The sequence below is a fragment of the Rothia amarae genome (genome assembly GCF_014705945.2).
Lineage (GTDB): Bacteria > Actinomycetota > Actinomycetes > Actinomycetales > Micrococcaceae > Rothia > Rothia amarae.
Genome location: NZ_CP061538.1, coordinates 610,815 through 628,134 on the forward strand (window position 1 = coordinate 610,815; position 17,320 = coordinate 628,134).

At 51.4% G+C, this 17,320-nt stretch carries 16 protein-coding genes and 1 tRNA gene; 15 read left to right on the top strand and 2 right to left on the bottom strand.

The window, feature by feature from the left end; all coding sequences use genetic code 11:
• The first annotated feature begins 179 nt into the window (after positions 1-179).
• Together IDM48_RS02900 and ygfZ are read left to right on the top strand one after the other, a co-directional pair.
• The gene (locus IDM48_RS02900; RefSeq protein WP_068169111.1) at positions 180-872 is read left to right on the top strand and encodes a heme-binding beta-barrel domain-containing protein; all 693 of its coding nucleotides are present in this window, start codon (positions 180-182) and stop codon (positions 870-872) included.
• Entirely contained in the window at positions 872-2,017 is a 1,146-nt protein-coding gene (gene ygfZ, locus IDM48_RS02905) for a CAF17-like 4Fe-4S cluster assembly/insertion protein YgfZ (protein WP_190618596.1), read from the top strand. Before IDM48_RS02900 ends, ygfZ begins: the two co-directional genes overlap by 1 nt.
• Positions 2,018-2,116: 99 nt before the next feature.
• Here ygfZ and IDM48_RS02910 read toward each other — a convergent pair whose 3' ends face one another.
• Both IDM48_RS02910 and IDM48_RS02915 read right to left on the bottom strand, forming a co-directional pair.
• Positions 2,117-3,148 carry a 6-phosphofructokinase gene (locus IDM48_RS02910; protein ID WP_145175200.1) on the bottom strand — a complete coding sequence of 344 codons (1,032 nt, stop codon included), beginning with the start codon at positions 3,146-3,148 and terminating at the stop codon, positions 2,117-2,119.
• Positions 3,149-3,412: 264 nt separating this feature from the next.
• On the bottom strand, positions 3,413-4,618 hold the full coding sequence (locus tag IDM48_RS02915) for a pyridoxal phosphate-dependent aminotransferase (RefSeq protein ID WP_190617963.1): 1,206 nt from the start codon (positions 4,616-4,618) through the stop codon (positions 3,413-3,415).
• Positions 4,619-4,913: 295 nt separating this feature from the next.
• On the opposite strand from IDM48_RS02915, the gene IDM48_RS02920 reads away from it, so the two are divergent.
• From IDM48_RS02920 to IDM48_RS02980, 13 genes are all read left to right on the top strand, one after another.
• Positions 4,914-4,986: transfer RNA gene (locus IDM48_RS02920), tRNA-Trp, on the top strand.
• An 81-nt stretch (positions 4,987-5,067) separates the two neighbouring features.
• Positions 5,068-5,337: a preprotein translocase subunit SecE gene (gene secE / locus IDM48_RS02925; RefSeq protein ID WP_068169695.1), complete on the top strand. Its 270-nt coding sequence runs from the start codon at positions 5,068-5,070 to the stop codon at positions 5,335-5,337.
• A gap of 86 nt (positions 5,338-5,423) precedes the next feature.
• On the top strand, positions 5,424-6,281 hold the full coding sequence (gene nusG, locus IDM48_RS02930; protein WP_190617964.1) for a transcription termination/antitermination protein NusG: 858 nt from the start codon (positions 5,424-5,426) through the stop codon (positions 6,279-6,281).
• A 263-nt stretch (positions 6,282-6,544) separates the two neighbouring features.
• On the top strand, positions 6,545-6,973 hold the full coding sequence (gene rplK / locus IDM48_RS02935) for a 50S ribosomal protein L11 (protein ID WP_190618598.1): 429 nt from the start codon (positions 6,545-6,547) through the stop codon (positions 6,971-6,973).
• A gap of 115 nt (positions 6,974-7,088) precedes the next feature.
• Positions 7,089-7,784 carry a 50S ribosomal protein L1 gene (gene rplA / locus IDM48_RS02940; RefSeq protein ID WP_068169688.1) on the top strand — a complete coding sequence of 232 codons (696 nt, stop codon included), beginning with the start codon at positions 7,089-7,091 and terminating at the stop codon, positions 7,782-7,784.
• 100 nt (positions 7,785-7,884) lie between these two features.
• Positions 7,885-8,925, top strand: coding sequence for an ABC transporter ATP-binding protein (locus tag IDM48_RS02945; protein WP_190617967.1), 1,041 nt, complete (start codon positions 7,885-7,887; stop codon positions 8,923-8,925).
• Positions 8,926-9,212: 287 nt separating this feature from the next.
• Positions 9,213-9,755 carry a 50S ribosomal protein L10 gene (rplJ, locus tag IDM48_RS02950; RefSeq protein ID WP_068169681.1) on the top strand — a complete coding sequence of 181 codons (543 nt, stop codon included), beginning with the start codon at positions 9,213-9,215 and terminating at the stop codon, positions 9,753-9,755.
• Positions 9,756-9,857: 102 nt separating this feature from the next.
• Positions 9,858-10,232, top strand: a complete 375-nt coding sequence (gene rplL, locus IDM48_RS02955) for a 50S ribosomal protein L7/L12 (protein WP_068169678.1) — start codon at positions 9,858-9,860, stop codon at positions 10,230-10,232.
• Positions 10,233-10,518: 286 nt separating this feature from the next.
• Positions 10,519-11,103 carry a PTS sugar transporter subunit IIA gene (locus IDM48_RS02960; RefSeq protein ID WP_083147168.1) on the top strand — a complete coding sequence of 195 codons (585 nt, stop codon included), beginning with the start codon at positions 10,519-10,521 and terminating at the stop codon, positions 11,101-11,103.
• Positions 11,104-11,280: 177 nt separating this feature from the next.
• Complete coding sequence (locus tag IDM48_RS02965) at positions 11,281-11,919, top strand: GNAT family N-acetyltransferase (RefSeq protein ID WP_068169672.1); 639 nt, start codon at positions 11,281-11,283, stop codon at positions 11,917-11,919.
• A 154-nt stretch (positions 11,920-12,073) separates the two neighbouring features.
• Entirely contained in the window at positions 12,074-13,585 is a 1,512-nt protein-coding gene (locus IDM48_RS02970; protein WP_190617971.1) for a glycoside hydrolase family 32 protein, read from the top strand.
• Positions 13,586-13,642: 57 nt separating this feature from the next.
• Complete coding sequence (locus tag IDM48_RS02975; protein WP_190617973.1) at positions 13,643-15,145, top strand: glycoside hydrolase family 32 protein; 1,503 nt, start codon at positions 13,643-13,645, stop codon at positions 15,143-15,145.
• Between the two features lie 173 nt (positions 15,146-15,318).
• The gene (locus IDM48_RS02980) at positions 15,319-17,310 is read left to right on the top strand and encodes a sucrose-specific PTS transporter subunit IIBC (protein WP_190617975.1); all 1,992 of its coding nucleotides are present in this window, start codon (positions 15,319-15,321) and stop codon (positions 17,308-17,310) included.
• The last annotated feature ends 10 nt before the right edge of the window (positions 17,311-17,320 follow it).

Sequence of the window (17,320 nt, forward strand, 5' to 3'; positions counted from 1 at the left end):
TCAAGGGCCAGAAGTAAGTCCCGGAAATCAACCTCCTCCCAAGAATGCGGTGAGGCTTCTTGCGGAGGTACCGAATGCGTTCATGCATCCTGCTCAATTTATGGATTGAGCAGGATGCATTTTTATGCTGGCAGACAGAATCTTGCTGTGGGAGGCGAGAAAGGTTTTAGACTTTTAATATGCCTATTGAAATTCCAACTAACCTAACTCCTGAACTTGTTCCCTTCTCCTGGTTACTGGGTCAGTGGGAGGGCACCGGATCCCTCTGGTACGAGGGGGAAGACGGTACTCCTTTCGGACAGATTATTACTTTCACTCAAGACGGTCTTCCCTTTATCGAATACCGTGCTGAATCATTCCTTCTGGATGATGAAGGCAACAAGTTACGCCCCCTCACCGTTGAAACCGGTTTCTGGCAGATTGACCGCCCCCAGCAAGACGGCGACGTCGGACCGGGGCTGAAATCAGCAGATGTAGTTCCGGTTTTACCCGACGCCGAGTCGGTAGAGAAGCTACGTAACGGCGATGATGGCTTCAACCTCATTGCTACTATCTCCCACCCCGGCGGTATGAGCGAAAACTACACCGGTCTGATTAAGGGGCCCGTAGTAAGAATGCAGACCGCAAACCTGATGCGCGATGATATTTCCAAGGATTATGCGGGTTCCGTCCGTCTGTGGGGTCTAGTAAATGGCAATCTCATGTGGGACTGGGAGATTGCAGATGAGCAGGGCAAGCTTCACAAGCACGCATCAGCTGAACTGCGTAAGACCGGTTCAATGAACGGACTAGATTTAGGGTCTCACCTGTTTAATACTGAGATAGATTCGGCAACTGAACCCGACCAAGAGTCAGATTCTAAGGGCGAATAATAGTGGCAGATTTCAAGAGCCCCCTCCTGCAAAAATTCGGCGTCTTTGAAGCATCGGGAGTCGATGCCGGCGTCGCAGCACATTACGGGGAGCCTCTCAAAGAACAGCGCCGTTTCATTCTGGGGGCTGAAAAGTTTGTGGTGGCAGATTATTCGCATCTCGACGTCGTAACGGTTTCCGGACCTGACCGGCATTCGTGGATGACCACGCTTTCGTCGCAGATTATGGACGGCATGAGACGCGGCGATTCGCGAGAGCTCACCTTACTCTCAGCGCAAGGGCGAGTTGAATTTGTGCCCTTTGCTGTGGAAGATGGCGATAAGCTGTGGCTCATCGCAGAATCGGGGCAGGGCGAAGATCTCGCTGCGTTCTTGAACTCCATGAAATTTATGTTGCGCGTGGACATTGAGAACGTTTCTGCAGAGTATGGAATTTTGGTTTCCTTCGACGATCCGCGCACTTCGGAAAAGGCTCCAAAAGCATTGCAGAAAGCGCTGATTTTCAGTGATCCCTGGCCCGGAGTGGTTGCTGGCGGTACCGCCTATACCGAGATTGACCCCGGTGAACATCCGGGGCAGGGTTTGCGTCGCTTCTTCTCCATCATTCCGCTGGCAGATTTGCTCGACATTGCCCCCGAAGTTTCTCTCTCTGGAATGTGGGCTGCAGAAGCTCTGCGTATTGAAGCCTGGCGCCCTCGCTATGGAAATGAGGTAGACGAGAAAACTATTCCTCATGAGCTCGATTTGATGCGTACTGCGGTTCACCTTGAAAAGGGATGCTACAAGGGGCAGGAGACGGTTGCGCGCGTGCATAACCTGGGCCACCCGCCTCGCCGCCTGGTGTTCTTAGACCTCGATGGTTCAGAGCACACCCTGCCGAAAGTTGGGGCCAGCGTTTACGTGGGTACCAAGAAAGTAGGCAAGGTGACGTCGGTGGCGCAACACTGGGAAGCCGGGCCGATTGCTTTGGCGGTTATCAAACGCAACGTGGATCCAGCGGCAGTGCTATCGGTGGTAGATGAGCCACGCGAGGACGACTCCTCAACGCCTTCCGTCCAGTACGCTGCTACACAGACCGTCATCGTTTCTCCCGACGCCGGGCAGGTTGCTGGGCGGCGCGATATGGGAAATTTCTTCCGCGGGTAACGTCCTCTGAGAATCCTTTTCGAGAAGGCTCCATATCCATTGAGAAAAGAAGCCCCCTACTTTTCAGTAGGGGGCTTCTTTTTTGAAGTGTTCTAGAGCTTAGCGTCCGAAGAGCACTTTAGCTTCTTCCCAACGTTCCTGGGGTACGGTCTTCAGACCGTCTAGAGCTACCGAAAGATCAACACGCTTAATGTCGGTGCCCTGCAGAGCAACCATCTTGCCCCATTCCTTGTCGTGGACCATGTCGACAACGCCAAGACCCAGGCGAGTTGCAAGCACGCGGTCAAAACCGGTGGGTGCGCCACCGCGCTGAATGTGGCCAAGAATGGTGTTACGTGTTTCGATACCGGTGATACGTTCTAGCTCCTGGGTAACGTATTCGCCAATACCGCCGAGTCGGGGGCGGCCGTCTTTTTCGGTGCCCTTGTCGTGTATGACTTCTTCAAAGCCTTCAGGAATGAAGCCTTCTGCTACTACAACGAGGGGTGAGCGACCGCGTTCGTGAACTTCGGTGACCCATTCAGCAACCTGTTCCATCGAAACTTTTTGTTCGGGAATCAATACGGCGTGGGCACCTGCAGACATACCTGAGTGCAAGGCAATCCAACCTACGTGGCGGCCCATTACTTCTGCGACCATGGCACGGTGGTGTGATTCGCCGGTGGTGCGGAGGCGGTCCATCGCGTCGGTAGCAATCGATACGGCGGTATCAAAACCGAAAGTGTAGTCGGTTGCTTGAAGATCGTTATCGATGGTCTTGGGAACGCCGACGACGGGTAGCCCTGCATCTGCTAGACGCTTTGCGCCTGCCAGAGTACCCTCGCCACCAATTGCAACGATGGCGTCAATCTGGTTGCGCTCCATCATGATTTCAATGTTTTCAGGGCCACCATGGGGTCCGTCGAAGGGGTTGGTGCGGGAGGTGCCCAGGATGGTTCCGCCTTGGCGAGCGAGACCGCGAACTTTGGTGCGGGGGAGATCCATATAGTCTCCTTCAACGACACCTCGCCAGCCGTCGCGGAAACCTACGAATTCATGCCCGTATGTTTTGACACCGTTGAGTACAGCGCCTCGAATGACGGCGTTGAGTCCGGGGCAGTCTCCACCTGAGGTGAGTAGGCCGATCTTCATGGCGGTTATCTCCTAGCTTCCCCCATTGATGAGGGTTTGATGATTTTTTAGTCCCCATGTTGTGTTTGTGTGTTTTTCTCGGTTGAGTACTGGAGAAAAACGACGGATTTCAGGGGAAATCTTCTCACTTCCTATTGTAAACAAATTGGTGTTGTGTTGGAAGGTGTGGGAGCGGGTGGATTGAAGTATTAACTTAGATGTAAACAGACATAAACAGACCCGCACTATTTTGTGATAATGCGGGTCTGATGGCTGAGAGTGAGATTAGGCTGCGTTGCTCAAAAGCTTCTGAATGCGTGCAATACCTTCTGCCAGATCGTCGTCGCCCAGGGCGTAGGAAAGGCGGAGGTAGCCGGAGGGGCCAAACGCTTCACCGGGTACAACAGCGACTTCCGCTTTTTCCAAGATGAGTTCAGCAAGTTCTGCTGAGGTCCGTGGGGTGACTCCATCAATGGTCTTACCCAATAGTCCTTGAACATCGGGGTAGACGTAAAAGGCACCTTTGGGGGTGGGACATACGACTCCGTCAATCGCATTGAGTCCCTCTACAATTGCCTTGCGGCGACGGTCGAAAGCTTCATGCATCTTATCCACGGCATCAAGTGAGCCTGAAACCGCGGTGAGCGCTGCATGCTGGGCAATGTTGTTGACGTTGGAGGAAAGGTGCGACTGGAGATTGGTCGCTGCTTTGATGACGTCGGTGGGGCCGTACATCCAGCCCACCCGCCATCCGGTCATGGCGTAAGTCTTTGCCACGCCGTTGAGAACGATGGTGTTTTCTGCCAGCTCCGGTACAGCCTTCAGGATGGAAATGAAGGGCACGCTGTCGTAGGTGAGGTGTTCATAAATTTCATCGGAAATAACGAAGATGCCTTTGGACAGCGCCCATTCGCCGATTGCTTTGGTCTCTTCGGCGGTGTAAACAGCACCGGTGGGATTCGAGGGGGAAACGAAGATTAGTGCTTTAGTTGCCGGGGTATATGCTTCCTCCAGCATCTCGGGGGTTACCTTGTATTCCAGGTCGGAGCCCGCAAATACCTCGATGGGGGTAGCCCCTGCCAGGCGGATTGCCTCAGGGTAGGTCGTCCAGTAGGGAGCAGGAAGCAGGACGTCGTCGCCCTCGCCTAGAACTGTCGCGAACGCTTCATAAACCGCTTGCTTGCCGCCGTTTGTCACGATGATCTGAGAGGGATCGATGGTCACGCCTGAATCGCGCAGAGTCTTTTCTGCGATTGCTTTTTTGAGTTCGGGCAAGCCCGCAGCAGGGCTGTATCGAAAATTCTTGGGGTCTTTTAGAGCTTCAGCCGCAGAGTCGACAATGTAATCAGGAGTGGGAAAGTCAGGTTCGCCGGCACCAAAGCCGATGACCGGGCGTCCTTCAGCTTTGAGAGCTTTTGCTTTAGCATCGACTGCAAGTGTTGCCGACGGCGCAATAGCCGCGATACGGGGTGAAATGCGGGCGGAGACCATGAGATGAACTCACTTTCTACACACAGAGTTCTGTGTTGTACCTTGTTGGTTTCGTTGGTTCTATCGTATTCAACTTCCGCTCATATTCAGAAGCGATTGCACAGAATGTTTGTATGTTGAGCAGTAATTTTGTTCCCCGGAGTCGCGGGCATGACGAAACCCACTGCATAAAAATTGCCAAAGAGAAAAAAGTGTCCTAAAGTTGTCACTGTTGTTCGCAACCGAACAGCACTGGTTTACGCCTAAAAACGAAAACCAAATGAACTTTTTAGTTCATACCCGAACGAAAGTTCAAAGGGTGGTGGCTCAATTGGTAGAGCAGCGGTCTCCAAAACCGCAGGTTGCAGGTTCGAGTCCTGTCCGCCCTGCAAAAGCCTCCAGAAATATTCACGGTTAGCTTCTTTTCTCAGAGGCACCTGTTGGAAGTACTACGAAAGGGGCGGGCCGAAATGGCTAAATCTGCCGCATCCGGAACCGCCGCGTCGCGTCGTGTAGATAGCGAAGAAAAGCGCCGAGGGTTCTTCGGACGAATTTTCCAATTCCTGCGAGAAGTAATCGCTGAACTCAAAAAAGTTACTACCCCCTCTGGTCGTGAACTTTTCAATTATGTAGTTATCGTTCTTTTCTTTGTTTTATTCATGATGGTTTTGATTTTTGGTCTTGACTATTTATTTGGTCAGGGAGCTTTCTGGGTTTTTGGTAACGGAACAGTTCAATAAACCTTAAAGTAATCAAGACTTTTAAGACGCACTTAGGGCATACTTTGTGAGAGAAAACGCCCACACCATACGAAAGTAGGAATAACGTGTCCGAGCAGGAACTTGCACACGAAGTAGAAGAAGTTGAAGAGACTTCTGAGCAGGCAAACGCCGACGACGCACAGGTAGAGTCCGTATCTGACGTTGAAGAGGTAGAGGCATCGGATGAAGACGCTCCTGCGGACTCAGCTGAAGCTCCTGCGGACTCAGCTGAAGCTCCTGCGGACTCAACTGAAGGGGCAGAAGAGGCCGGAGACTCAGTGGAGACCGTTGAGGAATCTGAAGAAGCTTCTTCAGAACCGGCCGGTGATCCCTTGGAGGAATTCAAGTCGAAACTTCGCCGTCAAGAAGGCGAATGGTTCGTTATTCATACCTACGCAGGGTACGAGAATCGCGTAAAAACTAATCTTGAATCACGCTCTCAGACCATGAACATGGAAGACGATATTTTCGAAATCCAGGTTCCCATGGAAGAGGTTATGGAAATCAAGAACACCACCAAGAAATTGGTGCGTCGTGTTCGTATCCCCGGTTATGTGTTGGTTCGTATGAACTTGACCGATGAGTCGTGGGGCGTTGTGCGCCATACTCCCGGTGTGACTGGTTTCGTGGGTCAGGACGCTTACAACCCCGTGCCGCTTCGCTTGAACGAAGTGGTGGATATGCTCGCTCCTGTCTTTGAAGCAGAGCAGGTTGAAGCTGGCGAGGCAACTCCAGCTGCTCCTCAGATTAAAACCGGTTTTGAAATCGGTGAAGCAGTTACCGTCAAGGATGGCCCCTTCGAAGGTATGCCTGCATCCATCGCCGAAATCAAACCAGAGTCTTCTTCACTCGTTGTTTTGATTTCAGTCTTCGAACGCGAAACTCCTGTTACTTTGCAGTTCAACCAGGTATCCAAGGTCTAAGTACCTGCTTTTGACTTGAGCTAGGAATGCCCTGCGCTTACGAGTGCAGGGCATTTTGCTTTCCAACGAGCGGGGTCTGTGAAGAAGCAGACAGTCCGGACGACGTCGTATCCATGGCTTAAACGCTGAAAAAACACTAAGATAGAACTTTGCATGTGCACACTCACGCTTTTGTGCGCCATGCACGGCAACCGCGCCACGGTTGCCACCTGCCGTCGTACGCTCCTGTGCGTCGGTCCATCAGCTCAGAAAAGGACCTTACATTGGCTCCAAAGAAGAAGGTTTCAGGCCTCATTAAGCTGCAGATTCAGGCTGGCGCCGCTAACCCGGCTCCTCCCGTTGGTCCCGCGCTCGGTCAGCACGGCGTCAACATCATGGAATTCTGCAAGGCTTACAATGCTGCAACTGAATCCATGCGCGGAAACATTGTTCCCGTTGAAATTACCGTTTATGAAGATCGTTCATTCACCTTCATTACTAAGACTCCTCCGGCATCTGGCCTTATCAAGAAGGCAGCTGGCGTAGCTAAGGGCTCTGGCGTTCCCCACACCAACAAGGTTGGGTCAATTACCGAAGCTCAGGTTCGCGAAATCGCTGAAACCAAGATGCAGGACCTCAATGCAAACGACATCGACGCAGCAGCGAAGATCATTGCAGGTACCGCACGCTCCATGGGCATCGAAGTTAAGTAACTTCCTGCTTTACCCAAACATCAGTTTGGATGACCGAACGTAAATAGCCCGAAAGGGCATGTGGCAGAGTCGAGCGCGATTCATAGTGACCACAACTGCATAAGGAGATAAGCAGATGGCAAAGCGCAGCAAAGCGTACAAGGCAGCTGTAGCCAAAATCGAAGAGGACAAGTTCTACACCCCCGCAGAAGCTATTGAGCTTGCGAAAGAAACCTCTTCCACCAATACCGATGCAACCGTTGAGGTTGCAATGCGTCTTTCCGTTGACCCCCGTAAGGCAGACCAGATGGTACGCGGTACCGTCAATCTTCCTCACGGAACCGGTAAGACCGCTCGCGTTGTTGTTATCGCCGCTGGCGACAAGGCAGCAGCTGCTGAAGCAGCTGGCGCAGACTTCGTTGGTTCAGATGACCTGATTGCAAAGATCGCAGGCGGCTGGACTGACTTTGATGCAGCAGTTGCTACCCCTGACATGATGGGTAAAGTTGGCCGTTTGGGTAAGATTCTCGGTCCCCGTAACCTCATGCCTAACCCCAAGACTGGCACCGTCACCATGGACGTGGCTAAGGCTGTTGGCGACATCAAGGGCGGCAAGATTGACTTCCGCGTTGATCGTAACTCCAACCTTCACTTCATCATCGGCAAGGCTTCCTTCTCAGCTGAGAAGCTCACCGAAAACTTTGAAGCAGCACTTGAAGAAATCAACCGTCTGAAGCCTTCATCGGCTAAGGGTCGTTACATTTCCAAGGTAACCGTTGCAACTACCTTCGGCCCCGGCGTTCCCGTCGATCCTGCTGAAGTTGCAATCTAAGTTTTAGCTCATCCTGGGTTTTAGCTTTAGAGGTCATCCGCTTGTTGCGGATGGCCTCTTTTTGTCGTTGTACAGCAAAGTGATATGGGAAAATGAGGATATGAGTTCTAGAGAGCCCCGCGGTTTGAGCCTGCGTGCAGTGTCTAAATCTTTCGGTAGAGGGTTCAAAACGGTGCCTGTGTTGCGAGAGCTAGACCTTGAGATTTGCTCTGGAGAACTAGTGACGGTGATGGGTGCTTCGGGTGGCGGCAAGACCACTTTGATTCGGATCATCGCTGGGTTGGAGCAGCCAGATTCCGGCGAGATTACGCTGGACGGACATACGATACAGCCGGGGGACGTTGGCTATATATTTCAGAAACCGGTACTGTATCCGTATCTGACAGTCAAAGAAAATATTCTTTTTGGTGTCACCTTGAGTCGATTTACCGGAGAAATCGATGTAGATCACTACCGTTCGTTGCTTTCAATCCTAGGGTTAGAAGGTCTCGAAGGACGCCGTCCAAACGAACTTTCAGGAGGGCAGCAACAGCGGGTTGGGATAGCTCGGGCGCTTATCCGTAAGCCGCCCTTAGTTCTTTTTGATGAACCGCTTGCCAGCGTGGATGAATTCTTAAGCGCAACAATTAGAGACCAAATAGATCAACTTCATGCTCGCTTAGGCTTTACGGGTTTATTTATTACTCATCATTTGAATGAAGCTTTCCAGGTAGGGCAACGAGTTGCCATTATGGTTGATGGAGCTATCGCACAAATTGACTCTCCGCCGAGACTCCTAGAAAATCCCAAGAGTCTTGCAGTCGCACGCCTGGTGGGGGAGCCCGCATTGAACGTGTGGTCTCTCGGGGTGGATGGGGACGCTCATCAGCGCGTAGTCGCTTTCCGATCGGCTTCCGTCCATTATGGGGCCCGCCCACATGCAAACTCTGCCCAGGCTAGGATTTCTAAATTAAGACCGTCTGCCCACGGTTGGTTACTGGATGGAACATTAGAAGATGAAGTGAACTGGCTGTCATCCTCAGGGGAGAGAGCGCAGGTGCAGGCAGGGGAACGGGTACTGCTCTTTTCCCCTCAGGCTCAACGGCAAGAGAGCTTCGTTTTTTCAGTCTTGCCACAACATTGCTGGATATTTTCTCAGTAGTGGGAAGCACCTCGTAACCTTCTTAAGTGATTAAGACTTCTTAAAGAGCTGTAGCACTTGCTATCTTGCTTACTACCGTGATTGAATTAAGTAACCAAAGACCGCTGGTCTATCTATCTGTGTGCTTTCACGGAGAAGATAAGAGTTCAAGCATGAACCGCCCGCGTAGGTGAATGAAGATACATTTGATTTCCGTGTGGAATCGCTATGTCAGCCTCGTCGCCTATGCGCCGAGGTTATTTTTTTGCTTGCGACTTGACCAGTGAACAAGAATCGGAAGGAATACCATGGCGACACAGGAAAAGATCGCTGCTGTTTCCGAGCTGAAAGAACTTTTCTCCAGCTCAAACGCAGTCATCCTCACTGAGTATCGTGGTCTCACTGTAGCGAAGCTCAAAGAGCTTCGCCGCGCACTTGGTGCAGAGACCGAATATGCCGTGGTGAAGAACACCCTAGCTGGTATTGCAGCTAAGGAAGCTGGTATCGATGCATTCGAGAACCAGCTGGCAGGCCCCAGCGCAATCGCATTCATCAACGGTGAAATGATTGACGCTGCGAAGGCACTGCGTGACTTCGCCAAGGAAAACCCCCAGCTCGTTATCAAGAGCGGCTTCTACGAAGGCGCAGCACTTGATGAAGCTGAAATCAACAAGTTTGCAAGCCTCGAATCACGCGAGGTTCTGCTTTCCAAGGTTGCAGGTGGCGCAAAGGGTGCAATCGCCAAGATTGCTCGCACCGTCGACGCTCTGCGTATCAAGCTCGAAGAATCAGAAGGCGCTCCTGCGGAAGCTACCGCAGAAGAGGCAACTTCAGAAGAAGCTGCAGAGTAATTACTCTCCTCTGATTTTCAGTTAGCTCGCAGCAGCGGGCAAAACCCCACAGATTTCACATGTAGGATCAGCCCTACACCTGATAAAGAAGGAGCCAAACAAATGGCTAAGCTTTCCATCGAAGAACTCATTGAAGCATTCAAGGAACTTTCACTCGTTGAGGTTTCCGAATTCGTTAAGGCATTCGAAGAAGAATTCGACGTAACCGCAGCAGCTCCTGTTGCAGTTGCAGGCGCAGCAGGCGGCGAAGCAGCAGCTGAAGAGCAGTCAGAATTCGACGTTATCCTCGAATCCGCTGGCGATAAGAAGATTGCAGTTATTAAGGAAGTTCGCGCACTTACCTCACTCGGGCTCAAGGAAGCAAAGGACCTGGTTGATTCAGCTCCTAAGGCTGTCCTCGAAGGTGCTTCCAAAGAAGACGCTGAGAAGGCTAAGGAACAGCTCGAGGGCGCTGGCGCAACCATTACCCTCAAGTAAATTCGATTCTTATCGAAGTCTTTGTACCACAGGGCGGTACCGTGCAAACGGTGCCGCCCTGCGGCTTTTAAGTGAAACAAGAACCAGTTCTAATCAGCGCAAAATAATAGAACGTTCATTTTAGATAGCAGAACGTCTGTGCAGCGACGTCAAAAATAGAAACTAACTCAGGGGTGAGGGCGGTGTCATGATATATTCAAACAAATTGATTCTCACCTGGATGTTCTCATTCCGGTGAGAATGACAGGGACTATAAGCCCCTGCGAAACTGCTAAGGAGAGTCACCATGAGCCTAAAATCAATGGCAAATCGCTTGTTTTCTAAAGACAAAAATCCAGCATCAGATAACTCGCAGCAGACAACCACTGCAGAGGGAGGAGCTGTCTCGAAGACTACTTTGGCGGCTCACCTTACAGGTACTGCAGTTTCTCTGGCAGAAGTATCTGATCAGACCTTTGCCAGTGGCGCATTAGGTCCTGGCGCAGCGATTGAACCTGCCCAGGGCAAGCTCGTCGCTCCTGCAAATGGAAAAATCACCGTAGCTTTCCCCACCGGACATGCCGTAGGTATGCGTACGGAAGAAGGCTTGGAAATTCTCATGCACATCGGGTTCGATACCGTTGAGCTTGATGGAAAGTTCTTCAATCCTGTGGTAACAAAGGGGCAGGAAGTCAAGCGCGGCGACGTCCTCGTAGAATTTGATATCGAAGGTATTAAAGCGGCAGGTTATCCGCTCACTACTCCGCTTGTTATTACCAATGCAAAGACTGCTGTAGAGAACACGACACTTGCGGATTCGGTACGCTCAGACGAAGAGATTTCAGCCGGTGATGTCTTTTTAGAGGTAGAGGTAAAAGGCACTGCTAACTAGGTTTTTATCGTCGTCAGCCCGAGATTTAACGACAATCTCGGGCTGACCTGTTTAATAAACGTCAGAAGCCGCTACAAGTAACCGGAATATTTCATTTTCTTGGGTTAAAAATTGCTTTAAATCCCTCTAATAGTGAAAGAATAAGTAGCAATTTGCACCCTAGAGAAATGCGCAAGAATGTTTACTCCACCCAGTACGTTTGAAGTACGTGAAGCACAAGATTCAGAGATAGAAGGAGCTATAGAAGCTCTCTCTGACGCATTTCAAACAGATCCTGTGATGAGCATGGCGGTCGGGGGGGTCAACAAGCTTAGTACCGTGCGCCGACTCTTTCGCTTTCAAATCGAAACCACTTACAAACCTCGCGGGAAAATAGATGTGGCTGTAGACGAAGAAGGAACAGTTCTAGGTGCTGCTCTTTGGCTTAATCCCGAGGGGCAAAAAGGTAATTTTCTAGGTGATGTGAAAGCACTTCCACGCTATTTTAGAATTTTGGGGCTAGCTCTTCCCCGGGGTGTAATCACCGAGTTGAAATTATTACGTGCACGCCCACAGTTTAAGCACTGGTACCTTTACACCATCGGGGTACATTCTGATGCTCGCTCACGGGGAGTAGGTGGAGCGCTCTTGGATTTTCGCCGTCAGCAGTTGGGGGAATCCCCTGCATATCTGGAAGCGTCTACCTTTCGTAGTGCCGCCCTCTATCGCCGTCATGGTTTCTTCGAACTGGGCACATTTAAAGGCGGAAAGCCTGCGGTGGGTATGTGGCATCCAGCCCCCAGTAGTAGCATTGACGCCGCTGTGGAGAATAAATGAGTGGTGAACCCCTGAAATAAACCCGAGGCTTCACCGGTATGCGTGAGGCTACCATGTAGTCAGCAGTAAGGGCGCCTTCAAAATATTTTGAATCGTTAATCTCAGTAGTCTACTGTGGATATGACAAACGTTTGACATAAGAGACGATAGAAACATGGTCAATCACCAGATGAACCCCCGCGCCCAAGAAATTCTTGATGGTGCAGACGCCTCCTACCGTATGTATCACACCGCAGTCATCGCGGACCCAGATTACCCAGCGCTACATCTAGCGCCCCCGGTTGGTCGACTCAATGATCCCAATGGGCTGGTCTATAAAGATGGGGTATACCACGCCTTCTACCAGTACGCACCTGAGCATCCCGGGCGAGACATCTTCTGGCGGCATGCTCAGTCAACCGATTTAGTTCACTGGGACAATCACAGAAACGCCATTGCACCCATTTATTGGTACGACCGTAACGGATGCTACTCGGGCTCCTGTTTCTTAGCAGAAGACGGCACCTTCGAACTGTTTTACACCGGCAACGTCAAAAATCCTGACGGCACCCGAGAAACCTATCAGAACCTTGTGCTTTCCCAGGATGACTGTAAAACCTTTGAGCGAAGCGCTGATAATCCGCTGATTTCTGGAACCCCCGCCGGGTACACCCCTCATTTTCGCGATCCGTATGTTTTTGAACGCGCGGGAATGTTCTACGCAATGATTGGCACGCAACGTGAAGATCTGACCGGCGCCGTCGTCCTCTATTCTTCGCCCAACCGGAGGAACTGGAAATTTGAAGGAGAGATAGACTTCTCGGATCCTGCTATTAACGCCTACGGATATATGCTCGAATGCCCGCAGATTATTGAGTTGCAGGACCAAATAACGGGACAAAAGAAGGATGTCATGCTCTTTTGCCCCCAAGGAATGAGCGCTGACGGCGAACGATTCAATAATAAATATCAAGCCGGGTACATTGTGGGCCACCTCAACGGGCTTTATTTTGAGGTAGAAACTCCCTTTACCGAATTTGATGCAGGTTTTGAGTTTTATGCTCCACAGGTATTTCACGGTAGCAATGACGGTAACCGGGCATTAATTGCCGCATGGTTTGGTATTTCTGACCAAGATGAGATGCCATCCTGGGATCATCGGTGGTTGCACCTGCTGACCTTTCCCCGCTGGATTTCCCTGCGGGAAGGTAAATTATTCCAGCAGCCGGCGGAGGGATTGAACCAAGCGATGCCGCTGGAGATGCAGAGTCTGGATCACCACGGAGCCATTGAAGTGGTAGAAGATGCCAGGGTCTTTCGGGTGTCTGGGGAGCTTGACGTAGAAACCGGCCCAGTCACCATAGCCATAGGGGATCAGCGGGGTGTCGCTTTCAGCATAGAAATTTCTGCGCATGCTGTGAAGGTAGACCGAACCGGCACCAAATACACCGTGTGGGGGCCTCAGCGGACGCGTACAGCAACCGTTCCTTCCTCCACTAAAACCTTTGATTTATTGGTGGATGCTTCGGCACTAGAGCTCTTTATTGATGAGGGTGAAACCACCGTCAGTGGACGCTCCTTCTTCCACGGCACCCGACGCACAGTGCAGGTTCTGAACGCGGCAGGGGAACCAGCGGTTGAGCAAGTAATTCATCTCAACGCTGTGAAACTCGCCGAAGAACGTTAATACCTGCCGTTGCGGCGTCCACCCTTTCTGAACTTTCGAATTGAGGATTATTTCTCTATGGGTTACATACCTTCCCAGTACACCCCCGAAGAACTATTAGTAGAAGCCCAAAAGTCGTTTGATGGTTTTTCCAGATTGGCACATTCGGATCCCGATTATCCCGCGTTGCACCTTGCCCCTCCCGTCGGGCGTCTCAATGATCCCAATGGGCTGGTATATAAGGACGGCGTGTACCATGCGTTCTATCAGTATTCGCCCGTGCATCCGGTGCGCGCTGTCTTCTGGCGTCATGCGACCAGCTCAGACTTGACCCACTGGAACGATGACAAAACCGCCATAGCTCCGGTGGAATGGTATGACAAATCGGGGTGCTACTCCGGTTCTGGCGTGGTCACTCCCGACGGCACGATGGAATTCTTCTACACGGGCAATGTCAAAGACACCCAGGGAAATCGTGAAAGCTACCAGTGCCTTTTTACCTCCACAGACGACGGCGAAACCTTTGAGCGATATTCTGATAATCCTTTGATTAGCGGACCAGCTGAAGGTTACACCGCTCACTTTAGAGACCCGCACGTGTTTTGGCGCGATGGCAAATGGTGGGCCGTGATTGGTGCCCAGCGCGAAGACCTAACCGGTGCCGTCGTCTACTACACCTCTTCTGACCGGCGAAGCTGGAAGTTCGGGGCGGAAATCTCTTTCTCAGATTCTTCTTTGACGGGGTTGGGATACATGTTTGAATGCCCCATCCTTTTCTCTTTACCCGACCAAGTCACCGGGGAGACTCTGGATGTGTTAATGTTCTGCCCGCAGGGGGTGGACGCAGACGGCGAGCATTTTAATAATATTTTTCAGTGCGGCTATGTGGTGGGGCGGCTGAAAAACAACCATTTCGAGGTTCTCACCCCCTTTACCGAAATCGATTCGGGCTTCGAATTTTATGCGCCGCAGATTATTAGTAATACAGGCGATGAAGAGCGAGCAGTGCTAATGGCATGGCTAGGTAACGCAGATGAAGACGACCAACCCTCATGGGCTTACCACTGGATTCACATGCTCACTTATCCCCGGTATTTGACTTTGTCAGGCGGCAAAATCATGCAGGCTCCTGTGGAGCAGCTCGAAGACTCCCTGCCTTTTGAACCACTCCATTTGAACTCCAATGGTCGAATAGAGGAACTTGAAGGTGCCCGTACTTTCCGCCTGCAGGGCACTGTCGATGTCGCCCAGCAACCCGTGATGCTCAGCTTCAACGATGAACAAGGGCGGGCATTGCAGATTACTTTTGATCGAGATTTGTTGATTATGGATCGCGATGGATCTCGGTACACAGTTGGTGGGGCGTTGCGGCGTCGTTCTATTCCTGCTCAAGATACCCATATCTTCGATATTCTCTTCGATGGATCGGCTATCGAGGCGTTTTTTGACGATGGTGCCGAATCATTTACAGGGCGGATTTATCTGACGGGCGAACTGGAAAGCGTGATAGCCCACGATGCGCTGGGGAAGCCGGTGCCCGATGCGGTGAGCGACGTAAAAGTAGCCCGTTTATCCCGATGAGATAGGGGGAAAAATCCGTTGGCTGACCAGGGGCGACGGACGTAACGCAGGTTACAAAAACATGAAATTATGGTAATATGTCAAACGATTAGCATAAGAGAGTAGCTGCAATATGCAACTCTCTTTTGATGGAGCATATTGCGCATCAAAAAGTAACTCAGTCAGGAGTAAACATGGATCATAAATCCGTGGCTGAAGACGTTCTGAAAAGTGTTGGCGGCGTCAACAATATTCAGGCAGGTGCGCACTGCGCCACCCGTTTGCGTCTCGTCCTCAAAGATAAAAATGCCGTCGATCAAGCCGCGCTTGATTCCAACGAAAATCTCAAGGGCACGTTCGAAAATGCCGGCCAGTTCCAAATCATCGTCGGGCCTGGCGACGTCAACGAAGTTTATAAGCACATGTCCGCCGCAGGCATGCCCGAGGCAAGCAAAGACGAGCTGAAATCGGTAGCGGCAGGAAAGGGCAACTTAGGAACGCGTTTTCTAAAAACGGTCTCTGATATTTTCCTTCCCATCATTCCTGTGCTGGTTGGCGCAGGTATTTTGATGGCGCTCAACAACGTATTGACTGCTCCGAAGCTATTTGACCCTGAACTTTCTTTCGTGGACTTGCATCCTGAGTGGGCTGGTTTCTCTGAAATTGTCAATATGCTTTCGGCGGCTGCATTTGCATTTCTTCCGATTCTTGTGGGATTCTCGGCCACTAAAGTTTTTGGTGGTAATCCATACCTCGGTTTAACGATGGGCGCTGCCATGGTTTCACCTGCTTTGGTGAATGGCTATGAGGTAGCGGTATCTCTTCAAGATGGCACCATGCCCCACTGGGATCTTTTTGGTCTACAAGTAGCTCAATCGGGTTATCAAGGTACTGTTTTGCCGATTCTGTTGGTGGCATTCATCCTTTCTCACATCGAGAAGTTTCTCCATCGGATCCTCAAAGGCGTCATCGACTTTATCTTTACCCCTACTCTCACACTTTTGATTACTGGGTTCTTGACGTTTATCGCGGTCGGTCCTGTGATGTTCAAAGCGGGAACTCTACTTGGCGATGGCATTAACTGGCTCTATACAACCGCTGGACCAGTGGGCGGCTTTATCTTTGGTTTGTTTTATTCACCCATCGTTATTACTGGTTTGCATCAGTCGTTCCCGCCCATTGAGTTGCAGCTTTTCACTCAGGGTGGTTCCTTTATTTTCGCGATTGCTTCGATGGCGAACGTGGCGCAGGGTGGTGCTGCCCTGGGCGTTTTCCTTACCACGCGTGATGAGAAGTTGAAGGCTCTAGCTGGAGCGACGGCGCCGTCCGCTTTCCTCGGAATCACTGAACCAGCTATCTTTGGTGTCAATCTTCGCCTTCGTTGGCCGTTCTATATCGCTATGGGTGCTTCTGCTATCGCAGCCACGATTATCGCCATCACCGGCGTCAAAGCGTCTGCCCCTGGCGCTGCAGGATTCCTAGGATTCGTCTCTATTGATCCGTCTGTTGGTGGGGGATGGGGCGCATTCTTCATTGCAATCTTTACATCGGCAATTCTTGCAACAGTTGCTTCATATCTCTGGGGTCGCCGCGTCGCCGCTCGCCAGGAGAAGATTGATGCAGCGATTGAAGAATCGAAAGCGGAAGCAGTTGCAGCGATTCCTACCCTGGCAGGAACCCCCGGTTATGAGCTCACCGCTCATATGAACGGCAGCGTGGTCGCTCTGGCAGAAGTTTCTGACCCTACCTTTGCCTCGGGCGCGCTGGGCCCCGGCGCAGCTATCGAACCTTCTACCGGGCAACTGGTTGCGCCGGCAGACGGCAAAATTACCGTAGCGTTCCCCACCGGGCACGCCGTAGGTATGCGAGCTGACAACGGTCTAGAGCTCCTCATGCACATCGGTTTTGACACCGTTGAACTCGACGGCAAGCACTTTACTCCTCAGGTCACTAACGGTCAGCAGGTTAAGCGAGGCGACGTTCTGGTCGAGTTCGACTCAGCAGCCATAGCTGACGCCGGTTACCCGCTGACTACGCCGCTCGTCATTACCAATGCCAAAAAGACGGTTGAAGAAACCGGATTTGCACAGGGAGTTCATGACGGGGCTGTACTTCGCAGTGGAGAAGCCTTCGTGAACGTAGAAGCAAAAAATCTAGAATCAACAGCAGGTTCAAAAGCTGTATAGCTCTCTTGTC

What these genes read in the sequence shown, in the direction of transcription:
- IDM48_RS02910 (WP_145175200.1), bottom strand. Translation starts at nt 3,148, where the DNA reads ATGAAGATCGGCCTACTCACCTCAGGTGGAGACTGCCCCGGACTCAAC.
- IDM48_RS02975 (WP_190617973.1), top strand. Translation starts at nt 13,643, where the DNA reads ATGGGTTACATACCTTCCCAGTACACCCCCGAAGAACTATTAGTAGAA.
- IDM48_RS02970 (WP_190617971.1), top strand. Translation starts at nt 12,074, where the DNA reads ATGGTCAATCACCAGATGAACCCCCGCGCCCAAGAAATTCTTGATGGT.
- IDM48_RS02965 (WP_068169672.1), top strand. Translation starts at nt 11,281, where the DNA reads ATGTTTACTCCACCCAGTACGTTTGAAGTACGTGAAGCACAAGATTCA.
- IDM48_RS02915 (WP_190617963.1), bottom strand. Translation starts at nt 4,618, where the DNA reads ATGGTCTCCGCCCGCATTTCACCCCGTATCGCGGCTATTGCGCCGTCG.
- IDM48_RS02900 (WP_068169111.1), top strand. Translation starts at nt 180, where the DNA reads ATGCCTATTGAAATTCCAACTAACCTAACTCCTGAACTTGTTCCCTTC.
- IDM48_RS02980 (WP_190617975.1), top strand. Translation starts at nt 15,319, where the DNA reads ATGGATCATAAATCCGTGGCTGAAGACGTTCTGAAAAGTGTTGGCGGC.
- IDM48_RS02960 (WP_083147168.1), top strand. Translation starts at nt 10,519, where the DNA reads ATGAGCCTAAAATCAATGGCAAATCGCTTGTTTTCTAAAGACAAAAAT.
- IDM48_RS02945 (WP_190617967.1), top strand. Translation starts at nt 7,885, where the DNA reads ATGAGTTCTAGAGAGCCCCGCGGTTTGAGCCTGCGTGCAGTGTCTAAA.
- rplJ (WP_068169681.1), top strand. Translation starts at nt 9,213, where the DNA reads ATGGCGACACAGGAAAAGATCGCTGCTGTTTCCGAGCTGAAAGAACTT.
- secE (WP_068169695.1), top strand. Translation starts at nt 5,068, where the DNA reads ATGGCTAAATCTGCCGCATCCGGAACCGCCGCGTCGCGTCGTGTAGAT.
- rplL (WP_068169678.1), top strand. Translation starts at nt 9,858, where the DNA reads ATGGCTAAGCTTTCCATCGAAGAACTCATTGAAGCATTCAAGGAACTT.
- rplA (WP_068169688.1), top strand. Translation starts at nt 7,089, where the DNA reads ATGGCAAAGCGCAGCAAAGCGTACAAGGCAGCTGTAGCCAAAATCGAA.